This window comes from Escherichia albertii NBRC 107761 = DSM 17582 (genome assembly GCF_000759775.1).
Classification (GTDB): Bacteria; Pseudomonadota; Gammaproteobacteria; order Enterobacterales; family Enterobacteriaceae; genus Escherichia; species Escherichia albertii.
Genome location: NZ_BBMY01000105.1, coordinates 1 through 18,323, shown reverse-complemented (window position 1 = coordinate 18,323; position 18,323 = coordinate 1). Strand labels below are relative to the sequence as shown.

The window sequence follows — 18,323 nt, the reverse complement described above, 5'->3', positions numbered from 1 at the left end:
CCTTCGTCGCTTATAAGGCATTTCGTGACGACCCTGAGGCTAATCCATTAAAAACGCCATCCGGTAAGATTGAAATTTACTCCAGCCAACTGGCGGAAATCGCCCGTACCTGGGAGCTGGAAAAAGATGAAGTGATCAGCCCGTTGCCAATTTACGCCTCAACATTTGAAGGCTGGGACTCCCCTGAACGTAGCGCCTTCCCGCTACAACTATTTGGTTTTCATTATAAATCTCGCACTCACTCCAGCTACGGCAACATCGACGTATTGCAGTCAGCCTGTCGACAGGAAGTGTGGATCAATCCTGTTGATGCGCAAAAACGCAGTATTGCCAACGGCGATATGGTGCGGGTGTTTAATCACCGCGGCGAAGTTAGGCTTCCGGCGAAAGTCACGCCGCGCATTATCCCCGGCGTTAGTGCTATGGGTCAGGGAGCATGGCATGAAGCAAATATGTCTGGCGATAAAATCGACCATGGCGGTTGCGTCAATACACTGACCACACTGCGCCCTTCGCCACTGGCGAAAGGGAACCCTCAGCACACCAATCTGGTGGAAATCGAGAAAATATAAATAACTACGACCAGGAAGTACTGGAATTACATTTTTGTTCAATAAGCAATAAGTGAGTAATGATGAAAATCCACACCACAGAGGCGCTCATGACGGCTGAAATTAGCCGCCGAAGTCTGATGAAAACCTCCGCTCTTGGTAGCCTTGCACTGGCAAGCAGTGCCTTCACTCTGCCATTCTCCCGAATAGCCTGTGCTGCAGAAGCCCCGGTAGAAGAGAAAGCAGTCTGGAGCTCCTGCACCGTTAACTGCGGAAGCCGCTGTCTGTTACGTTTACATGTGAAAGATGACACCGTGTACTGGGTGGAGTCTGATACTACAGGTGACGATGTCTACGGTAATCATCAGGTTCGCGCTTGTTTACGCGGCCGTTCTATCCGTCGGCGGATGAATCATCCAGATCGGTTGAAATATCCCATGAAGCGCGTCGGAAAGCGTGGAGAAGGTAAATTTGAACGCATCAGTTGGGATGAAGCTCTGGATACCATCAGCGATAACCTCCGTCGGATCCTTAAAGATTACGGAAATGAGGCTGTACATGTTCTGTACGGAACTGGCGTGGATGGCGGCAATATCACCAACTCAAACGTCCCGTACCGTCTGATGAACTCTTGCGGCGGTTTTCTTAGTCGCTATGGCAGCTACAGTACCGCCCAAATCAGCGCGGCAATGAGCTATATGTTCGGCGCCAATGATGGTAACAGCCCGGATGATATCGCGAATACGAAGCTGGTAGTTATGTTCGGGAATAACCCAGCGGAAACGCGTATGAGCGGCGGCGGCGTCACTTACTATGTTGAGCAAGCGCGTGAACGCTCAAATGCGCGCATGATCGTCATCGATCCTCGTTATAACGACACAGCGGCTGGGCGTGAAGATGAATGGCTGCCCATTCGCCCCGGCACCGATGGCGCACTGGCCTGTGCGATTGCCTAGGTACTGATTACGGAAAACCTGGTCGATCAGCCATTTCTCGACAAATACTGTGTGGGTTACGATGAAAAAACGCTACCCGCCAGCGCACCGCGTAACGCTCATTATAAAGCCTATATTCTGGGCGAAGGGCCGGACGGTATTGCTAAGACGCCTGAATGGGCGGCGAAAATCACCAGTATCCCGGCAGAAAAAATTATCCAGTTGGCTCGTGAGATCGGTTCAGCAAAACCGGCTTATATTTGCCAGGGCTGGGGCCCGCAACGTCACTCCAACGGCGAGCAAACATCCCGTGCCATCGCCATGCTTTCAGTGCTTACCGGGAACGTCGGCATAAACGGCGGTAACTCGGGTGTACGCGAAGGTAGCTGGGATCTGGGGGTTGAATGGTTCCCGATGCTCGAAAACCCGGTCAAAACACAGATTTCTGTTTTTACATGGACGGACGCAATCGACCATGGTACGGAAATGACGGCAACCCGCGATGGCGTGCGCGGTAAAGAAAAACTGGATGTTCCGATTAAATTTTTGTGGTGCTACGCCAGTAACACGCTAATCAATCAACATGGCGACATCAATCACACCCATGAAGTACTCCAGGATGACAGCAAGTGCGAGATGATTGTCGGTATTGACCACTTTATGACGGCCTCAGCAAAATACTGCGACATTCTGTTGCCCGACCTGATGCCGACGGAACAGGAAGATCTCATCTCACACGAATCCGCCGGGAATATGGGGTATGTGATCCTCGCCCAACCAGCAACCTCTGCAAAATTTGAACGCAAACCCATCTACTGGATATTGAGTGAAATCGCGAAACGTTTAGGGCCAGACGTTTATCAAACCTTCACTGAAGGCCGTAGCCAGCATGAATGGATCAAATATCTTCATGCGAAAACGAAGGAGCGTAACCCGGAGATGCCCGATTACGAGGAGATGAAAACGACCGGGATCTTTAAGAAAAAATGTCCAGAAGAGCACTATGTCGCTTTCCGTGCATTCCGCGAAGATCCGCAGGCAAATCCACTGAAAACGCCATCAGGTAAAATCGAAATTTATTCTGAGCGGCTGGCGACCATTGCGGATACCTGGGAATTGAAAAAGGATGAAATTATTCATCCGCTGCCAGCGTATACCCCAGGTTTCGACGGCTGGGATGATCCCCTGCGGAAAATCTATCCACTCCAGTTAACGGGCTTCCACTATAAGGCTCGTACCCACTCCAGCTATGGCAATATTGATGTCTTACAACAAGCTTGCCCGCAAGAGGTGTGGATCAACCCAATTGATGCTCAAGCTCGTGGTATCCGTCATGGCGATACCGTGCGGGTATTTAACAATAACGGACAAATGCTGATCGCCGCAAAAGTGACACCGCGCATTCTGCCTGGCGTAACCGCTATCGGACAAGGTGCATGGCTTAAAGCCGATATGTTTGGCGACCAGGTCGATCACGGCGGCTGTATTAACATTCTGACCTCCCACCGCCCTTCACCGCTGGCAAAGGGAAACCCATCACACAGCAATCTCGTCCAGATTGAAAAGGTTTAAGGAGTAACCCATGACGACACAATATGGATTTTTTATTGATTCCAGCCGCTGCACCGGCTGCAAAACCTGCGAGCTGGCGTGTAAGGACTACAAAGATTTAGGCCCCGACGTCAGCTTCCGCCGTATTTATGAATATGCGGGAGGTGACTGGCAGGAGGATAACTGTGTCTGGCATCAGAACGTCTTTGCCTACTATCTCTCGATTTCGTGCAACCACTGCGACGATCCGGCCTGTACCAAAGTCTGTCCCAGCGGCGCAATGCACAAACGTGAAGATGGCTTTGTGGTGGTCGATGAAGATGTCTGCATTGGCTGCCGCTACTGTCATATGGCCTGCCCGTACGGCGCGCCACAGTACAACGCCGAAAAAGGCCATATGACCAAGTGCGATGGCTGCTATTCACGCGTCGCGGAAGGTAAACAACCGATATGCGTTGAATCATGCCCGCTGCGCGCGCTGGAGTTCGGCCCCATTGAAGAACTGCGCAAGAAACACGGCGATCTTGCCGCCGTCGCGCCACTGCCGCGTGCGCATTTTACGAAACCCAATATTGTTATTAAGCCTAACGCCAACAGCCGCCCTTCTGGCGACACCACCGGTTATCTGGCAAATCCGAAGGAGGTATAAAATGGGAAATGGATGGCATGAATGGCCGTTGGTACTGTTTACAGTACTGGGGCAAACTGTGGTCGGCGCACTTATCGTCAGCGGCCTCGGCTGGATGACAGTGAAAGACGATGCCGCTGCCCGCCAGCGCATTGTGCGCGGGATGTTCTTCCTCTGGCTGGTGATGGGCGTGGCTTTCCTCGCTTCTGTGATGCACCTCGGCTCGCCACTGCGCGCGTTTAACTCGCTTAACCGCGTCGGTGCATCCGGGCTGAGTAACGAAATTGCCGCTAGTTCGCTCTTTTTCGCCGTCGGTGGTATCTGGTGGCTGGTCGCCTTCATCGGTAAAATGCCGCCAGCGCTGGGGAAACTCTGGCTGCTGATTAGCATGGCACTCGGGGTAATTTTCATCTGGGTGATGAGCCGCGTTTACCAGATTGACACCGTGCCCACCTGGCATAACGGGTACACCACGCTGGCCTTTTTCCTGACTGCGTTTCTCTGCGGCCCACTGTTTGGTACTCTTCTTCTGCGCGCCGCGCGGGTGGATTTTCACAACACGGCGCTGGCAGCAGTCAGCGTACTGGCTTTGCTGGTAACCGCGGCAGTCATTGTATTGCAGGGCATGTCGCTGGCGACAATCCACAGCTCCGTACAACAGGCCAGTGCGCTGGTGCCGGATTACGCCTCGCTCCAGGTCTGGCGTCTTGTGTTGCTTGCAGGTGGATTAGGCTGCTGGCTGTGCCCTCTGGCACGCCAGAAATCACCACATGTAGCCGGATTGCTGCTTGGTCTGGTGCTAATGCTGGGTGGTGAAGTTATTGGTCGCACGCTGTTTTATGGCCTGCACATGACCGTAGGTATGGCGGTAGCCGGTTAACACAAATCGTGCGGGGCAACCCGCACTTTCAGGATGGTATGAATGACGCATTTTTCACAACGTGAAGATTTTTCCATGACGGCACGCGTACTGGGCGCGTTGTTTTACTACGCACCGGAGAGCGCCGAAGCCTCAGGCCTGGTGGCTGCATTATCCAGTGACGGATGGCAGGCGCAATGGCCGCTGGCGGCAGATGTTCTGGCCCCCCTGGCAAGTGATTTTCAGGCTGAAAGTGAAGAGAGTCTGTCGCAGGCATGGCAACGCTTATTTGTCGGACCGTGGGCGCTGCCCTCACCGCCGTGGGGTTCTGTCTGGCTGGATCGTGAATCAGTATTATTTGGTGACTCCACGCTGGCGCTTCGTCAGTGGATGCGTGAAAACGGAATTCAGTTTGAAATGAAGCAAAATGAACCGGAAGACAATTTTGGTTCCCTGCTGTTACAGGCTGCCTGGCTTGCTGAGAACGGACGGCAGACAGAGTGCGAAGAACTGCTGGCCTGGCACCTGCTGCCGTGGTCATCGCGCTTTCTTGAGGTGTTTATCGAGAATGCTGAGCATCCATTCTACTGCGCCCTGGGGAAACTGGCCCGTTTAACGCTGGCGCAATGGCAATCACAGTTGTTGATTCCTGTCGCGGTTAAACCATTGTTTCGTTGAAATTGATTTGAAATTACCGGATGGTGACTATATGCGCCATCCGGCATCAAGAAGTTACAGCGTCACGAATAATTCTATATAAAGCACAGACTGCTTTTACGCCTGACCTCTTTTCCCGCAAAATAGTTATCTGTATTTAACGCGCTGTTTCTGCCCATGCACCATCTACACATCTACCCGAATCTGCGTACCATGTTCCGACGTCTGATTATCGCGACGGTAACAGGCATCCTTGCGGCTCTTGCTGTTGCGGGATTTCACCACGCCATGTTATTACTGGAATGGCTATTTCTGAGCAATGATTCCGGTAGCCTGGTCAATGCTGCCGCGAATCTTTCTCCGTGGCGTCGGCTATTAACTCCGGCGCTTGGTGGATTAGCGGCTGGCTTATTACTGATGGGCTGGCAGAAATTTACTCAACAACGTCCCCACGCGCCTACCGATTATATGGAGGCATTACAGACCGATGGGCAGTTTGATTACGCCTCCAGCCTGGTAAAATCACTCGCCTCTCTGCTGGTGGTGACCAGCGGCAGCGCAATCGGTCGTGAAGGTGCAATGATTTTGTTGGCGGCGCTTGCTGCATCATGGTTTGCCCAACGTTTTACGCCGCGCGAAGAGTGGAAATTATGGATTGCCTGCGGTGCTGCAGCGGGGATGGCTGCGGCCTATCGTGCGCCACTTGCAGGTTCTTTATTTATTGCCGAAGTGCTGTTTGGCACTATGATGTTGGCCTCCCTCGGTCCGGTGGTGATCTCTGCCGTCGTGGCGTTGCTGGTCAGCAATCTTATTAATCATAGCGATGCTTTGCTCTACAGCGTGCAACTCTCAGTGACGGTTCAGACTCGTGACTATGCGCTGATTATCAGTACCGGCATTCTGGCGGGTTTGTGCGGCCCACTGTTGTTAAAGCTTATGAACGCCAGCCATCGGTTTTTTATTAATCTGAAACTCTCGCCGCCCTGGCAACTGGCTTCAGGTGGCTTGATAGTAGGCTTACTCTCTTTGCTTACACCTGCCGTATGGGGTAATGGCTATAGTGTGGTGCAATCCTTTTTAACCGCCCCGCCGCTGTTTACGATCATTGCCGGAATATTCCTTTGTAAACTATTCGCAGTGCTTGCCAGTAGTGGCTCCGGCGCACCTGGCGGCGTGTTTACACCAACGCTATTTATCGGCCTGGCGATTGGTATGTTATATGGACGTAGTCTGGGGTTATGGTTTTCTGGCGACGAAGAAATTACGCTTCTGCTGGGACTTACCGGGATGGCGACACTGTTAGCAGCAACCACGCATGCTCCGATTATGTCGACATTGATGATATGCGAAATGACCGGGGAGTATCAGCTACTCCCCGGTTTATTGATTGCCTGCGTGATTGCCTCGGTAATGTCGCGGACTTTACATCGTGACTCTATCTACCGCCAGCACACTGCACAGCATGGATAAGCGGATGTATTGTCCCAACTCGCGCTGTTCGGCTCGTGGCAGATAAGGCAGCTCGCCAATGAGCGGTGCCGGGAGTTTTTTACTCAACACATCAATGATTTCAGCATAATGTGCTAATCCCGGATTGATACGATTCGCCACCCAGCCAATCAGCGGCAGGCCGTCGTTAGCAATGGCCTGCGCGGTCAAAAGCGCATGGTTAATACAGCCTTCCTGAATGCCCACAACCATTAACACCGGGAGCTGTTCCTGCACTACCCATTCAGAAAGAGGACGAAGATCATTCATCAGGCTACGCCATCCGCCGGTCCCCTCAACGACTACATGTTCAACTTTGTCGGCCAGATTAGCCAGACCATTTGAAATGAGCGTGTAATTAATTGGGCAACTGTGCGCCACGCTGCTTTCTTCTTCGCTTAACGCAATAGGATTGACTGCTTCATAAGGCAGCTCAACAGACGAAACACTCTGCAACACCAGGGCATCTTTATTACGCAGCCCGTCAGGCGTTTCTTTGCTCCCCTTCGCTACGGGCTTGTACCCCGCAACTGTTTTTCCCTGAGAGGCTAACGCTTGTAGCAATGCGCGGGAAACCACCGTTTTCCCCACAGAAGTGTCTGTACCTGTAATAAAGAAACGCTTCAGCATCACTAACTCCACCGTTATGCTTCACAAATATAAGCCAGGAAAATAATTCAACGATGAAAGTCTAAGTTATGCGTTCAGCCCCCAAATTGAGATAGCGCAAATTTTGGTACAACAGTTAAAAAATGTTAACCCTGTAATAGACGAATCAACAAAGAACCGTTATACATCGCGTCTTTTACCAACGCGGCCCCCGCCATTGTCCCCTGATTAGAAAATTGGGTGCTCTCAACGCTAATATGCTGGCTATACGCTGGAAGCGCTTGCTGGCGGATACTGTCAGAGATAACCGGGAAGAGGATATCCGCCGCTTTACTTAGCGGTGAACCGATCAGTATTTTTTGAGGGTTAAATAAATTCACCATGATGGCGAGAATGCGCCCGACATGTGTGCCCACGCCAGTAATGATGTCTTTTGCCAGCAGATCTCCCCGCAGTGCCGCCTGGCACAGTGAATCCACCGTTAACGGCTGCCCATGTAACATTGAGCTCATAGATTGATTAAGGCGCAATCGTGCCAGCTCGAGAATGCTGTCAACGCTGGCGATGGTTTCCAGACAACCATGATTACCGCAATAACAGCGTTTCCCGTAAGGATCGACCTGAGTATGGCCAATTTCAACGAGGCTACTGCTTCCCGCGTGTAGCAGATGACCGTCTGTAATCACACCAGCCCCCACATTGTGATCGATAACCACCTGAATCACATCACGCGCCCCACGAGATGCGCCAAAGAGAGCCTCAGCCATTGTCCATGCGCTGATATCATGCTGAATATAAACAGGTACCCCCGTATGCTGCTCAAGCGCCTCGCCAAGCGGCATCTCTTTGACGTCCTCATAAAACGGCATACGATGCACGATGCCATTTTCGGTATCAATAATTCCCGGCAAGGTAATAGCAATCGACGTCAAACGTTCCAGCTTTTTCTGATGACGGATAAAAAACTGATCGATATGGTTGATGATGCGCTCAAGCAGTGGTGTTTTATCCTGCAATGCAAGCTCCAGAGACTCTTCCACCACCAGTTTGCTGCTAAGGTCGCGCAAAGCAAGAAAAATCTCTCCGCGACTAATACGCAGAGAAAGATAGTGCCAGGCTTCGGTTTCCACTACCAGACCCACTGCCGGGCGCCCACGGTTTCCCGCCTCTTTTATTTCCAGCTCTTGCACCAGATGCGCTTCAAGCATTTCACGGACAATTTTGGTAATACTGGCTGGCGCCAGTTGCGCCAGACGAGAAAGATCGATACGCGAGACTGGACCGAGCTGATCAATCAGACGATAAACCGCGCCCGCGTTGGTCTGCTTTATTTGATCAATGTGTCCAGGCTGGTTTTCAGCAACCACCGCATACTCCCTATATTTTCGCGCTCCGAAATAATCTGTAGGCTATGGTGAAGCACTTCGACGCGTGCCGTCAAATTTTTACTTAGCCATGTGATTAACAGCACATTTTTCAACTTCTTTCGCTGAATTTTCCTTCATCCGAGAACATTCAGCAACTGAATACGAAAGTGACTTGCCGCCGGGCTTTGCTCATGATGCTTAGGCCAGACCAGCCACATTTCAGAAACCGCATCTTCTTCAGCAATAGGTACCCAGCGCATTTCATTGAGTTGAACTCGTTTAAAAGAAGCTGGCAAAATCGATACGCCAAGACCGGCAGAAACAAGGCCAATGATGGTCATCGCCTCTCCCACTTCCTGAGTGATGATGGGAGTCAGATTATAACGACACATCAGGCCAAGAATATCGTCGTACAACCCTGTTCCGACATGAGAATCGAAAAAAACGAACGGTTCTTTCGCCAGTTCCGCCAGCGTGACGATGGATTTATTTGCCAGTAGATGATCGTGCGGAATCATCGCCATTAGCGGTTCATGAACGATAACAGCATGGTCGAGCGTCTCCGGTAACGGCGTATTACGCAGTAATCCCATATCCAGCGTCCCTTCGACAAGCGGCGCAATTTGTTCGCGGGTGTTCATTTCACGCGTTTGTAAATGGACATCGGGATAATCACGACGAAATAGCGATAATGTATCTGACACTGCACGAATAAAGGGTGCTGACGACGTAAAGCCAATACGTAGCTCTCCAGCCTCGCCCTGATGCAGGCGTTCCGCGCGGGCGGCAGCCTCACCCACCATAGACAGGATTTGTCGGCTGTCAGCAAGGAACTGTTTTCCTGCCGCGGTAAGCTGCACGCTACGATTAGTCCTTGCCAGCAGCCGTGCGCCAACCTGTTGTTCCAGAGTCTGGATCTGCTGACTGAGCGGCGGTTGCGAGATATTCAACCGGGCAGCAGCGCGACCAAAATGCAATTCTTCTGCGACAGCGACAAAGTAACGTAAATGACGCAACTCGATATTCATACTTAAAACATCTTATTTGAGATTATTAATATATTAGACAGAACAATTCGATTTTCCTACTCTACTTGCGATCCCAAACCACGGGTATATTTAGCAAGGATTTCAAGTGAGCCGTACTACAACTGTCGAGGGCGCTCCGGCAAGCGACACTGACAAGCAAAACGTTTCCCAGCCAAACCAATTCATTAAACGCGGTACGCCGCAATTCATGCGTGTGACACTGGCGCTGTTCTCTGCCGGACTGGCAACCTTTGCGCTTCTCTATTGTGTACAACCTATTCTCCCGGTGCTTTCGCAGGAGTTTGGTTTAACGCCTGCTAACAGTAGTATTTCGCTGTCAATTTCAACGGCGATGCTTGCCATCGGTTTACTGTTTACTGGCCCGCTTTCTGATGCCATTGGTCGCAAACCGGTGATGGTCACCGCGTTACTCCTCGCCTCAATCTGTACCCTTCTCTCAACAATGATGACCAGCTGGCACGGCATTCTGATTATGCGCGCCTTGATTGGTCTGTCGTTGAGCGGCGTGGCTGCCGTTGGGATGACCTATCTAAGTGAAGAAATCCACCCCAGTTTTGTGGCCTTTTCGATGGGGTTGTATATCAGCGGCAACTCGATTGGCGGTATGAGTGGGCGTTTAATCAGCGGCGTCTTCACCGACTTCTTCAACTGGCGAATCGCGCTGGCGGCGATCGGCTGTTTCGCGCTGGCCTCGGCGTTAATGTTCTGGAAGATCCTTCCAGAATCACGTCATTTTCGCCCTTCCTCACTGCGTCCCAAAACGCTGTTTATCAATTTCCGTCTGCACTGGCGCGATCGGGGATTGCCGCTATTGTTTGCGGAAGGTTTTTTGCTAATGGGCTCTTTTGTCACCCTGTTTAATTACATCGGCTACCGATTGATGCTTTCGCCCTGGCATGTCAGCCAGGCCGTCGTCGGGTTGTTATCGTTAGCCTATTTAACGGGAACCTGGAGTTCGCCAAAAGCGGGAGTCATGACAAACCGCTTTGGACGCGGCCCGGTGATGTTATTTTCAACGGGCGTCATGTTGTTTGGTTTGCTGATGACATTATCCAGCTCGCTATGGCTGATCTTTGCCGGAATGTTGCTCTTCTCCGCCGGATTCTTTGCTGCCCACTCAGTCGCCAGTAGTTGGATTGGCCCCCGTGCTAAACGGGCAAAAGGCCAGGCCTCCTCACTGTATTTGTTCAGTTACTACCTGGGTTCAAGCATTGCCGGGACACTGGGGGGCGTTTTCTGGCATAACTATGGCTGGAACGGCGTTGGCGCATTCATTGCTTTGATGCTGGTGGTGGCAATTCTGGTTGGAACACGTTTACATCATCGCCTGCATGCCTGAAAAAATAAGTCCGGGCTGCGTTAAACCTTCGCCCGGGCTTATTGTCTGCTCAACCCAACGTTAATAACCATCCCAAAACAGACGAAGCGCCGGCCATTTCCCGTAGCGCATCTAACGTCATCAGGATAATAAACACCCAAATTAGCGGATTCATTTTGCTGTCTGTCACTTATTATTGATGCACAGCGATTCTACCTTTTTATGGGTTGTAAAAAAGTTAATTCGATCAATACTGGCGATATTAATAGAAAAATTTTCCTTAAGTCACAATACGTTATTATCCCCAATGTAATTTCCACTGTATTTGTACATATCGTTACACGCTGAAACCAACCACTCACGGAAGTCTGTCATTCCCCAGGATATAGTCATTACAACGGCCCCGCAGTGGGGTTGCATGAAAAACCAAATTGAGGGTATGACAATGAAAAAAGTATTAGCTCTGGTTGTTGCCGCTGCTATGGGTCTCTCTTCTGCCGCCTTTGCCGCAGAGACCGCGACCACACCGGCTCCCGCTGCTACAGCCACCAAAGCAGCGCCGGCAAAAACCACGCACCACAAAAAACAGCATAAAAAAGCGAAAACTGAACAGAAAGCCCCTGAACAAAAAGCGCAGGCAGCTCAAAAAAACACGAAAAAACACACCAAGAAACACAGCCAGCAGCAACCTGCGAAACCGGCTGCACAACCAGCAGCTTAAGTTTTCGCCAGCAATAATGGCGCGCCCCCTCGCGCCTGGTATTTACGGTGCTAAGCGGATAAGGTTTAGCACCGCTTTTAGCGGAGGGTACGATGGTGGGCCGTTATCGCTTTGAGTTCATTCTTATCATCCTTATTTTATGTGCGCTTATTGCCGCTCGTTTTTACCTTTCCTGATTGTAGTTATCTGATTTTACTCCCACTTTCATTCCATCCCGGCTATAGTATTTACGAGGGTTCGCTTTTAATAATCATAATTACCCATCAGAGTGTGATATGCGTACAACTATTACTGTAGTGCTGGGTGCAATGTGTCTGACGTCTGCATTTGTTTTTGCAGATAAACCAGATGAATCTAAATCGGCAAACGATAAAGTCAGTACCCTGTTTTTTGGGCATGACGATCGCGTTCCGGTATATAACACGACCCAACCGCCATGGGATGCAGTAGGTCAACTGGAGACAGCCAGCGGTAATTTATGTACGGCAACATTGATCGCGCCAAATCTGGCATTAACTGCGGGACACTGTTTATTAACGCCGCCGAAAGGCAAGCCCGATAAAGCCATTGCACTGCGTTTTGTGTCAAATAAAGGCCTCTGGCGCTATGAGATCCACGACATTGAAGGTCGCGTTGATCCAACGCTGGGCAAACGGTTAAAGGCTGATGGCGATGGTTGGATTGTCCCACCTGCCGCTGCGCCGTGGGATTTCGGCTTAATTGTGCTACGAAACCCGCCTTCCGGCATTACACCATTGCCGCTTTTCCAGGGGAACAAAGCAGCACTGACCGCCGCGTTAAAATCAGCAGGCCGTAAAGTGACTCAGGCAGGATATCCCGAAGACCATCTCGATACCCTGTACAGTCATCAAAATTGCGAAGTGACCGGCTGGGCGCAAACATCAGTAATGTCACATCAGTGTGATACTCTGCCGGGCGACAGCGGTTCACCGCTCATGTTGCATACTAATGACGGCTGGCAATTGATTGGCGTGCAAAGCTCAGCACCTGCGGCTAAAGATCGCTGGCGGGCCGACAACAGGGCCATTTCTGTCACCGGCTTTCGCGATAAACTAAAAGAACTGGCTCAACAATGACGCATAAACGCTGCCCGATACTATGGGCAGCGCCAACATTAGGCGAATTTCACCATTATCATCCCTGCCAACAACAAGACCAGGCCAATCCAGCCTTTTCGGTTTAAACGTTGACCAAACAGAACCCACCCCGCGGCTAAAGTGGCGACAATACCAAAACCGCCCCACAGCGCATATGCGACTGACAGATCAATACCCTTTACAGCCTGGGAGAGTGCACTAAATGCGGCAAGCACCGCTGCCAGCGAAAGCAAGCCATAGATCTTACGGCGAAAACCATCAGAAAATTTCAAAAAAACATTAGCAACGATTTCCAGCACGATCGCTAATGCCAGCCAGGCGGCGTGAATCCATTCAAACTGAGCCATGATTCATCTCCTGTGCAGGTTTACGTACTTTACGAGTACCGGATTTGATCAACACAATTCCGGCAACCAGGGTCGTCAAACCCGCAATTTTCATCAGCGATAAACTTTCGTCAAATAACAGAACGCTAAAAATGGTAATAAATAAAATACCGATGCCTTCCCACAACGCATAAGCCACGCCTAACGCAATTTTTTTAACAGCGAAAGAGAGGAATATATACGACAGTGAAATCATCACCAGCATTAAAATAAACCCACCGTTACCCTCACTGACACTCGCCCATTTCATGGACAGCGTACCGGTAATTTCCGTGGCAATAGCCAAACCTAATAAAAGCCAATAAATATACATATCCTTTCTCCTGCAAGAGAATTATTTTTAATATTCGCAAAGTTCAGCGAAACAAAGAAAAATGGTCAAGCCCGACGCATAGCGCAAGCTCAGGCAGAAGAATGGACTAAAGCGCGTTGCGCCAGTGCTGCTCGCCTGCGAGCAAGATGGTGGATGAGGTACGAAGATGGGTTAATGTAGAAAATAACGTCCTGAACAAATTGTCCATAAAATTACAATTATCCGCACTGTTGCTTCTCATCATCGCGGATGGTAATTGCCCTCGGTAGTTGAACACGCCTGATTTGTATCATAGCTTAAGAATTAACTCAAAATATTTTCACTTCTTTACCCGAACCGTTTGATTTTCGTTATGATGCAGCAATGGAAAAGGCATTATTATTAGGGTCGGAAGAAAAAACGGGGATAAGCATGGCAAAACCGATCATCACGCTCAATGGTCTAAAAATCGTCATTATGTTGGGAATGCTGGTGATTATTCTGTGCGGTATCCGTTTTGCCGCCGATATCATCGTGCCCTTTATTCTCGCTTTATTTATCGCCGTTATTCTTAATCCGCTGGTGCAACGCATGGTCCGCTGGCGTGTGCCACGCGTGCTGGCGGTGTCAATTTTAATGGCCATAATCGTGATGGCGATGGTGTTATTGTTGGCTTATTTGGGCTCTACACTTAATGAACTGACGCGAACGTTGCCGCAGTATCGCAACTCTATTATGACACCGCTGCAAGCTCTCGAACAGTTGTTGCAACGCGTGGGGATTGCCATCTCAGTTGACCAACTGGCGCGCTATATCGACCCAAACGCAGCAATGACGTTGCTCACCAATTTACTAACGCAGTTATCAAACGCCATGTCATCAATATTTTTATTGCTGCTGACGGTACTGTTTATGCTGCTCGAAGTGCCACAATTACCCGGCAAACTTCAGCAAATGATGGCGCGACCGATCGAAGGTATGGCGGCGATTCAGCGTGCGATTGACAGCGTATCGCATTACCTGGTACTGAAAACAGCCATTAGCATCATCACCGGTCTGGTCGCCTGGGCTATGCTCGCCTCGCTGGACGTCCGCTTTGCATTTGTCTGGGGATTACTGGCCTTCGCGCTTAATTATATCCCCAATATTGGTTCGGTCCTGGCGGCTATTCCCCCTATCGCCCAGGTGCTGGTATTTAATGGTTTTTACGAAGCATTACTGGTGCTGGCGGGATATCTGCTGATTAATCTGGTCTTCGGCAATATTCTGGAACCTCGTATTATGGGCCGCGGCCTGGGGCTTTCCACTCTGGTAGTCTTTTTGTCATTAATTTTTTTGGGCTGGCTATTAGGACCGGTGGGAATGCTACTTTCCGTACCGTTGACGATTATTGTCAAAATTGCCCTTGAACAAACGGCAGGAGGCCAAAGCATCGCCGTCCTGCTAAGCGATCTCAATAAAGAGTAGTAACCATCTGGAGAACGTGACTTTTGTTTATGCCAGATGCGGCGTTAACGCCTTATCTGGCCTACAAGTTAGTACATATTCAATGCATTGTAGCTTACATGTAGGCCTGATAAGCGTAGCGCATCAGACCTTTCTACGCAGGCAAGCGGCCTCCGCAGAGGCCGTCGAGGTTACAGCGCTTTCAGAATCGCATCCACGCTGGCTTTAGCGTCGCCAAACAGCATGTGTGTGTTCTCTTTGAAGAACAATGGGTTTTGCACGCCAGCATAGCCCGTGTTCATCGAGCGTTTGAAAACAATCACGTTCTGCGCTTTCCATACTTCCAGAACAGGCATACCCGCAATCGGGCTCTTCGGATCATCCTGCGCTGCCGGGTTAACCGTATCGTTGGCGCCAATCACCAGCACGGTATCGGTATCAGCAAAGTCATCGTTGATCTCGTCCATTTCCAGCACGATGTCATACGGCACTTTCGCTTCTGCCAGCAACACGTTCATATGACCCGGTAAACGACCAGCAACTGGATGGATACCGAAACGCACATTGATACCGCGCGCACGCAGTTTCTCGGTAATTTCCGCTACCGGATATTGCGCCTGCGCCACCGCCATTCCATAGCCTGGGGTGATAATCACTGAATGGGAATTCTTCAGCAGTTCAGCCGTTTCTTCGGCTGTGATTTCGTGGTGCTCGCCCACTTCCTGATCGCCCCCGGTTGAGGAACCATCAGTACCGAAACCACCCGCAATAACGCTGATAAAGGAACGATTCATCGCCTTACACATGATGTAAGAAAGGATAGCCCCCGAAGAACCGACCAACGCACCAGTGACAATCAGCAAGTCGTTACTGAGCATAAAGCCCGCCGCTGCTGCTGCCCAGCCGGAGTAGGAATTCAACATTGACACCACAACTGGCATATCCGCGCCACCGATGGAAGCCACCAAATGCCAGCCGAAAACCAGCGCAATAGCGGTCATTATCAGCAACGCCAGCACTTGCAGGCCGACGCTTTCAGTACGGACAAACACAATCAGCAACAGGAAGGAAACCACCAGTGCCGCCAGATTCATTTTATGGCGGTTTGGCAACATTAGCGGTTTAGACGAAATTTTGCCGCACAGCTTACCGAACGCCACCACCGAACCCGTGAAAGTCACCGCACCGATGAAGATGCCCAGGAACACTTCCGTCAGATGAATATTGGCCAGAATCGGTTCCATGTCCGCGTCATGGTGCAGGTAGCTGTTAAATCCAACCAGCACCGCCGCCAGGCCAACAAAGCTATGCAGGATCGCCACCAGCTCCGGCATTTCGGTCATTTCAACTTTCTTCGCCAGCCGGATGCCGATTGCGCCGCCGATGACCATCGCCAGTAAGATCCAGCCAACGTTGCCAGTATCTGGCCCAAAGATAGTGGCGATCAACGCAATCGCCATCCCGGCGATACCGAAATTGTTCCCCTGGCGAGAGGTTTCATGCTTCGAAAGCCCGGCCAGACTGAAGATAAACAGGATCGCGGCAACAATGTATGCAGCTGTAACTAATCCTCCAGACATATGTTACCCCTTAGTTTTTGCGAAACATTTTCAGCATGCGCTGAGTCACGGTGAAGCCACCGAAAATATTAATGCTGGCTATAAGCACCGCGATAAAACTAAGGAAGCTCACCCAGCCGCCCTGGCCAATCTGCAACAGTGCTCCAACAACAATAATCCCCGAAATTGCATTAGTGACCGACATCAACGGTGTATGCAGCGCGTGGGAGACATTCCACACCACGTAATAACCGACAACGCACGCCAGCGCGAAAACGGTGAAGTGACCGAGAAACTCTTTCGGCGCAACACTTGCCAGCCAGCCGAAAAGAATAATAGCCAGCGCCATCAGTGCGTATTTACGCCACGGCGAACAGGTGCATTTCTCTTCGGCTTTGGCTTCAGGCGCTGCTTTCTGCGCCGCCTGCGGCTGGGCCGAAACCTGAATCGGCGGCGCCGGCCAGGTAATTTCGCCATCGCGGATCACAGTAACGCCGCGAATAACGACATCATCAAAATCGACGTTGATGTTGCCATCTTTCTCTTTGCACAACAGTTTCAGCAGATTTACAAGGTTGGTGCCGTAAAGCTGGGAAGATTGCGTCGGCAGGCGGCCCGGTAGATCGGTATAACCAATCACTTTGACGCCATTTTCAGTGGTGAATATTTCACCCGGCACGGTGTATTCACAGTTACCACCGTTTTGTGCAGCCAGATCGACAATCACACTCCCCGACTTCATGGTGTCAACCATTTCACGGGTAATCAGCGTCGGCGCCGGTTTACCAGGGATAAGCGCAGTAGTAACGATGATATCAACCTCTTTGGCCTGCGCGGCAAAGAGCGCCATTTCTGCTTTGATGAACGCGTCCGACATCACTTTGGCATAGCCGTCGCCGCTACCTGCTTCCTCTTTGAAATCTAACTCGAGGAATTCCGCGCCCATACTCTGAACTTGTTCTTTCACTTCCGGGCGAGTATCAAACGCACGCACAATCGCGCCGAGGCTGTTTGCAGCGCCAATCGCCGCCAGTCCGGCAACACCTGCGCCAATCACCATCACTTTTGCTGGTGGTACTTTACCGGCGGCGGTGATTTGCCCGGTAAAGAAGCGTCCAAATTCATGGGCCGCTTCAACAATGGCGCGATAACCTGCAATATTCGCCATCGAACTTAACGCGTCCAACGACTGAGCGCGTGAAATACGAGGAACGGAATCCATCGCCATTACAGTGACGTTACGCTCCGTAAGTTTTTGCATTAACTCCGGGTTCTGCGCAGGCCAGATAAAACTCACCAACGTGGTGCCTGGATTCAGTAACGCAATTTCATCATCTAACGGCGCATTGACCTTCAGAATGATCTCGGACTGCCAGACATTATTCCCTTCTACAATTTCAGCGCCAGCTTGCACAAACGCTTTATCGTCAAAACTTGCCAGTTGACCCGCGCCACGTTCGACCGCGACGGTAAACCCCAGTTTTAGCAACTGTTCCACTGTTTTTGGTGTTGCTGCGACACGGGTTTCATTGGTTAACCGTTCTCTTGGTATGCCAATTCGCATGATATTCCCTTCCATCGGTTTTATTGATGATGGTTTGCCTGTGACAAAAGATGCCCAGACCGCTCAGGTACGAGCTCAATGTTACTCCGTTAAAATAAATTAGTAACAAACGCCCTATAACCTACTGAAAATAACGCTGGTGATCTAGCGCCCAAAATCACTATTTCGGCGTGAACTCGCAAAATATTAACGATTCAGCATAGATATTGAGATAAACACCTTAGG

General features: G+C 50.6%; 19 protein-coding genes and 1 pseudogene. 11 read left to right on the top strand and 9 right to left on the bottom strand.

Going from position 1 to position 18,323, the window contains the following annotated elements:
* The 6 genes and pseudogenes from EA14781_RS16760 to clcB all read left to right on the top strand — a co-directional run.
* The coding region (locus EA14781_RS16760) for a molybdopterin dinucleotide binding domain-containing protein (RefSeq protein ID WP_042335934.1) at positions 1 to 572 on the top strand (572 nt) is incomplete at its 5' end.
* Positions 573 to 634: 62 nt separating this feature from the next.
* Positions 635 to 3,058 (top strand): annotated as a pseudogene (gene ynfF, locus EA14781_RS16755) (selenate/tellurate reductase subunit YnfF).
* A 10-nt stretch (positions 3,059 to 3,068) separates the two neighbouring features.
* Positions 3,069 to 3,686, top strand: coding sequence for a DMSO reductase like molybdoenzyme iron-sulfur subunit YnfG (gene ynfG / locus EA14781_RS16750; RefSeq protein ID WP_000213045.1), 618 nt, complete (start codon positions 3,069 to 3,071; stop codon positions 3,684 to 3,686).
* A gap of 1 nt (position 3,687) precedes the next feature.
* Entirely contained in the window at positions 3,688 to 4,545 is an 858-nt protein-coding gene (locus EA14781_RS16745; protein WP_000526528.1) for a dimethyl sulfoxide reductase anchor subunit family protein, read from the top strand.
* Positions 4,546 to 4,587: 42 nt separating this feature from the next.
* Positions 4,588 to 5,202, top strand: a complete 615-nt coding sequence (dmsD, locus tag EA14781_RS16740; protein WP_000148727.1) for a Tat proofreading chaperone DmsD — start codon at positions 4,588 to 4,590, stop codon at positions 5,200 to 5,202.
* Positions 5,203 to 5,358: 156 nt separating this feature from the next.
* Entirely contained in the window at positions 5,359 to 6,651 is a 1,293-nt protein-coding gene (gene clcB, locus EA14781_RS16735) for a voltage-gated ClC-type chloride channel ClcB (protein ID WP_071586023.1), read from the top strand.
* Here the strand turns inward: clcB and bioD are convergent.
* From bioD to ynfL, 3 genes are all read right to left on the bottom strand, one after another.
* Positions 6,604 to 7,299, bottom strand: coding sequence for a dethiobiotin synthase (bioD, locus tag EA14781_RS16730; protein ID WP_000919219.1), 696 nt, complete (start codon positions 7,297 to 7,299; stop codon positions 6,604 to 6,606). The two genes, clcB and bioD, sit on opposite strands and share 48 nt — an antisense overlap.
* A gap of 125 nt (positions 7,300 to 7,424) precedes the next feature.
* Positions 7,425 to 8,645: a sugar metabolism global transcriptional regulator Mlc gene (mlc, locus tag EA14781_RS16725; RefSeq protein WP_000225259.1), complete on the bottom strand. Its 1,221-nt coding sequence runs from the start codon at positions 8,643 to 8,645 to the stop codon at positions 7,425 to 7,427.
* A 134-nt stretch (positions 8,646 to 8,779) separates the two neighbouring features.
* Positions 8,780 to 9,673, bottom strand: a complete 894-nt coding sequence (gene ynfL / locus EA14781_RS16720; protein ID WP_001019578.1) for a multidrug efflux transcriptional activator YnfL/SxtR(Kp) — start codon at positions 9,671 to 9,673, stop codon at positions 8,780 to 8,782.
* A gap of 106 nt (positions 9,674 to 9,779) precedes the next feature.
* On the opposite strand from ynfL, the gene ynfM reads away from it, so the two are divergent.
* Positions 9,780 to 11,033, top strand: coding sequence for a multidrug efflux MFS transporter YnfM/SxtP(Kp) (gene ynfM / locus EA14781_RS16715; protein ID WP_000091864.1), 1,254 nt, complete (start codon positions 9,780 to 9,782; stop codon positions 11,031 to 11,033).
* 49 nt (positions 11,034 to 11,082) lie between these two features.
* On the opposite strand, the gene EA14781_RS26090 is transcribed toward ynfM, so the two are convergent.
* Positions 11,083 to 11,187, bottom strand: coding sequence for a KPN_01571 family protein (locus EA14781_RS26090; protein WP_208980231.1), 105 nt, complete (start codon positions 11,185 to 11,187; stop codon positions 11,083 to 11,085).
* Positions 11,188 to 11,457: 270 nt separating this feature from the next.
* On the opposite strand from EA14781_RS26090, the gene asr reads away from it, so the two are divergent.
* The 3 genes from asr (at position 11,458) to EA14781_RS16700 (ending at position 12,830) form a co-directional block, all read left to right on the top strand.
* Positions 11,458 to 11,733, top strand: coding sequence for an acid resistance repetitive basic protein Asr (gene asr, locus EA14781_RS16710; RefSeq protein WP_072178973.1), 276 nt, complete (start codon positions 11,458 to 11,460; stop codon positions 11,731 to 11,733).
* Between the two features lie 92 nt (positions 11,734 to 11,825).
* Positions 11,826 to 11,909: a small membrane protein YdgU gene (gene ydgU / locus EA14781_RS16705; protein WP_000233090.1), complete on the top strand. Its 84-nt coding sequence runs from the start codon at positions 11,826 to 11,828 to the stop codon at positions 11,907 to 11,909.
* Between the two features lie 99 nt (positions 11,910 to 12,008).
* Complete coding sequence (locus EA14781_RS16700; RefSeq protein WP_001260873.1) at positions 12,009 to 12,830, top strand: trypsin-like serine peptidase; 822 nt, start codon at positions 12,009 to 12,011, stop codon at positions 12,828 to 12,830.
* 38 nt (positions 12,831 to 12,868) lie between these two features.
* Here the strand turns inward: EA14781_RS16700 and mdtI are convergent, their stop codons facing one another.
* From mdtI to EA14781_RS26175, 3 genes are all read right to left on the bottom strand, one after another.
* Positions 12,869 to 13,198, bottom strand: coding sequence for a multidrug/spermidine efflux SMR transporter subunit MdtI (mdtI, locus tag EA14781_RS16695; protein ID WP_000046655.1), 330 nt, complete (start codon positions 13,196 to 13,198; stop codon positions 12,869 to 12,871).
* Positions 13,185 to 13,550 carry a multidrug/spermidine efflux SMR transporter subunit MdtJ gene (gene mdtJ, locus EA14781_RS16690; protein ID WP_000276158.1) on the bottom strand — a complete coding sequence of 122 codons (366 nt, stop codon included), beginning with the start codon at positions 13,548 to 13,550 and terminating at the stop codon, positions 13,185 to 13,187. Before mdtJ ends, mdtI begins: the two co-directional genes overlap by 14 nt.
* 106 nt (positions 13,551 to 13,656) lie before the next feature.
* Positions 13,657 to 13,827 carry a protein YdgV gene (locus EA14781_RS26175; RefSeq protein ID WP_085949850.1) on the bottom strand — a complete coding sequence of 57 codons (171 nt, stop codon included), beginning with the start codon at positions 13,825 to 13,827 and terminating at the stop codon, positions 13,657 to 13,659.
* A 134-nt stretch (positions 13,828 to 13,961) separates the two neighbouring features.
* Here EA14781_RS26175 and tqsA point away from each other — a divergent pair, with 134 nt between their 5' ends.
* Positions 13,962 to 14,996, top strand: a complete 1,035-nt coding sequence (gene tqsA / locus EA14781_RS16685; protein WP_001118203.1) for an AI-2 transporter TqsA — start codon at positions 13,962 to 13,964, stop codon at positions 14,994 to 14,996.
* A gap of 170 nt (positions 14,997 to 15,166) precedes the next feature.
* Here the strand turns inward: tqsA and pntB are convergent, their stop codons facing one another.
* Both pntB and pntA read right to left on the bottom strand, forming a co-directional pair.
* Positions 15,167 to 16,555 (bottom strand): Re/Si-specific NAD(P)(+) transhydrogenase subunit beta, encoded by a 1,389-nt coding sequence (gene pntB / locus EA14781_RS16680; protein WP_000014030.1) that lies wholly within the window; start codon positions 16,553 to 16,555, stop codon positions 15,167 to 15,169.
* Between the two features lie 10 nt (positions 16,556 to 16,565).
* Positions 16,566 to 18,098 carry a Re/Si-specific NAD(P)(+) transhydrogenase subunit alpha gene (pntA, locus tag EA14781_RS16675; protein WP_001219376.1) on the bottom strand — a complete coding sequence of 511 codons (1,533 nt, stop codon included), beginning with the start codon at positions 18,096 to 18,098 and terminating at the stop codon, positions 16,566 to 16,568.
* Between the last annotated feature and the right edge of the window lie 225 nt (positions 18,099 to 18,323).

What these genes read in the sequence shown, in the direction of transcription:
- ynfG (WP_000213045.1), top strand. Translation starts at nt 3,069, where the DNA reads ATGACGACACAATATGGATTTTTTATTGATTCCAGCCGCTGCACCGGC.
- EA14781_RS16745 (WP_000526528.1), top strand. Translation starts at nt 3,688, where the DNA reads ATGGGAAATGGATGGCATGAATGGCCGTTGGTACTGTTTACAGTACTG.
- dmsD (WP_000148727.1), top strand. Translation starts at nt 4,588, where the DNA reads ATGACGCATTTTTCACAACGTGAAGATTTTTCCATGACGGCACGCGTA.
- clcB (WP_071586023.1), top strand. Translation starts at nt 5,359, where the DNA reads ATGCACCATCTACACATCTACCCGAATCTGCGTACCATGTTCCGACGT.
- bioD (WP_000919219.1), bottom strand. Translation starts at nt 7,299, where the DNA reads ATGCTGAAGCGTTTCTTTATTACAGGTACAGACACTTCTGTGGGGAAA.
- ynfL (WP_001019578.1), bottom strand. Translation starts at nt 9,673, where the DNA reads ATGAATATCGAGTTGCGTCATTTACGTTACTTTGTCGCTGTCGCAGAA.
- EA14781_RS26090 (WP_208980231.1), bottom strand. Translation starts at nt 11,187, where the DNA reads ATGAATCCGCTAATTTGGGTGTTTATTATCCTGATGACGTTAGATGCG.
- asr (WP_072178973.1), top strand. Translation starts at nt 11,458, where the DNA reads ATGAAAAAAGTATTAGCTCTGGTTGTTGCCGCTGCTATGGGTCTCTCT.
- ydgU (WP_000233090.1), top strand. Translation starts at nt 11,826, where the DNA reads ATGGTGGGCCGTTATCGCTTTGAGTTCATTCTTATCATCCTTATTTTA.
- EA14781_RS16700 (WP_001260873.1), top strand. Translation starts at nt 12,009, where the DNA reads ATGCGTACAACTATTACTGTAGTGCTGGGTGCAATGTGTCTGACGTCT.
- mdtI (WP_000046655.1), bottom strand. Translation starts at nt 13,198, where the DNA reads ATGGCTCAGTTTGAATGGATTCACGCCGCCTGGCTGGCATTAGCGATC.
- mdtJ (WP_000276158.1), bottom strand. Translation starts at nt 13,550, where the DNA reads ATGTATATTTATTGGCTTTTATTAGGTTTGGCTATTGCCACGGAAATT.
- tqsA (WP_001118203.1), top strand. Translation starts at nt 13,962, where the DNA reads ATGGCAAAACCGATCATCACGCTCAATGGTCTAAAAATCGTCATTATG.
- pntB (WP_000014030.1), bottom strand. Translation starts at nt 16,555, where the DNA reads ATGTCTGGAGGATTAGTTACAGCTGCATACATTGTTGCCGCGATCCTG.
- pntA (WP_001219376.1), bottom strand. Translation starts at nt 18,098, where the DNA reads ATGCGAATTGGCATACCAAGAGAACGGTTAACCAATGAAACCCGTGTC.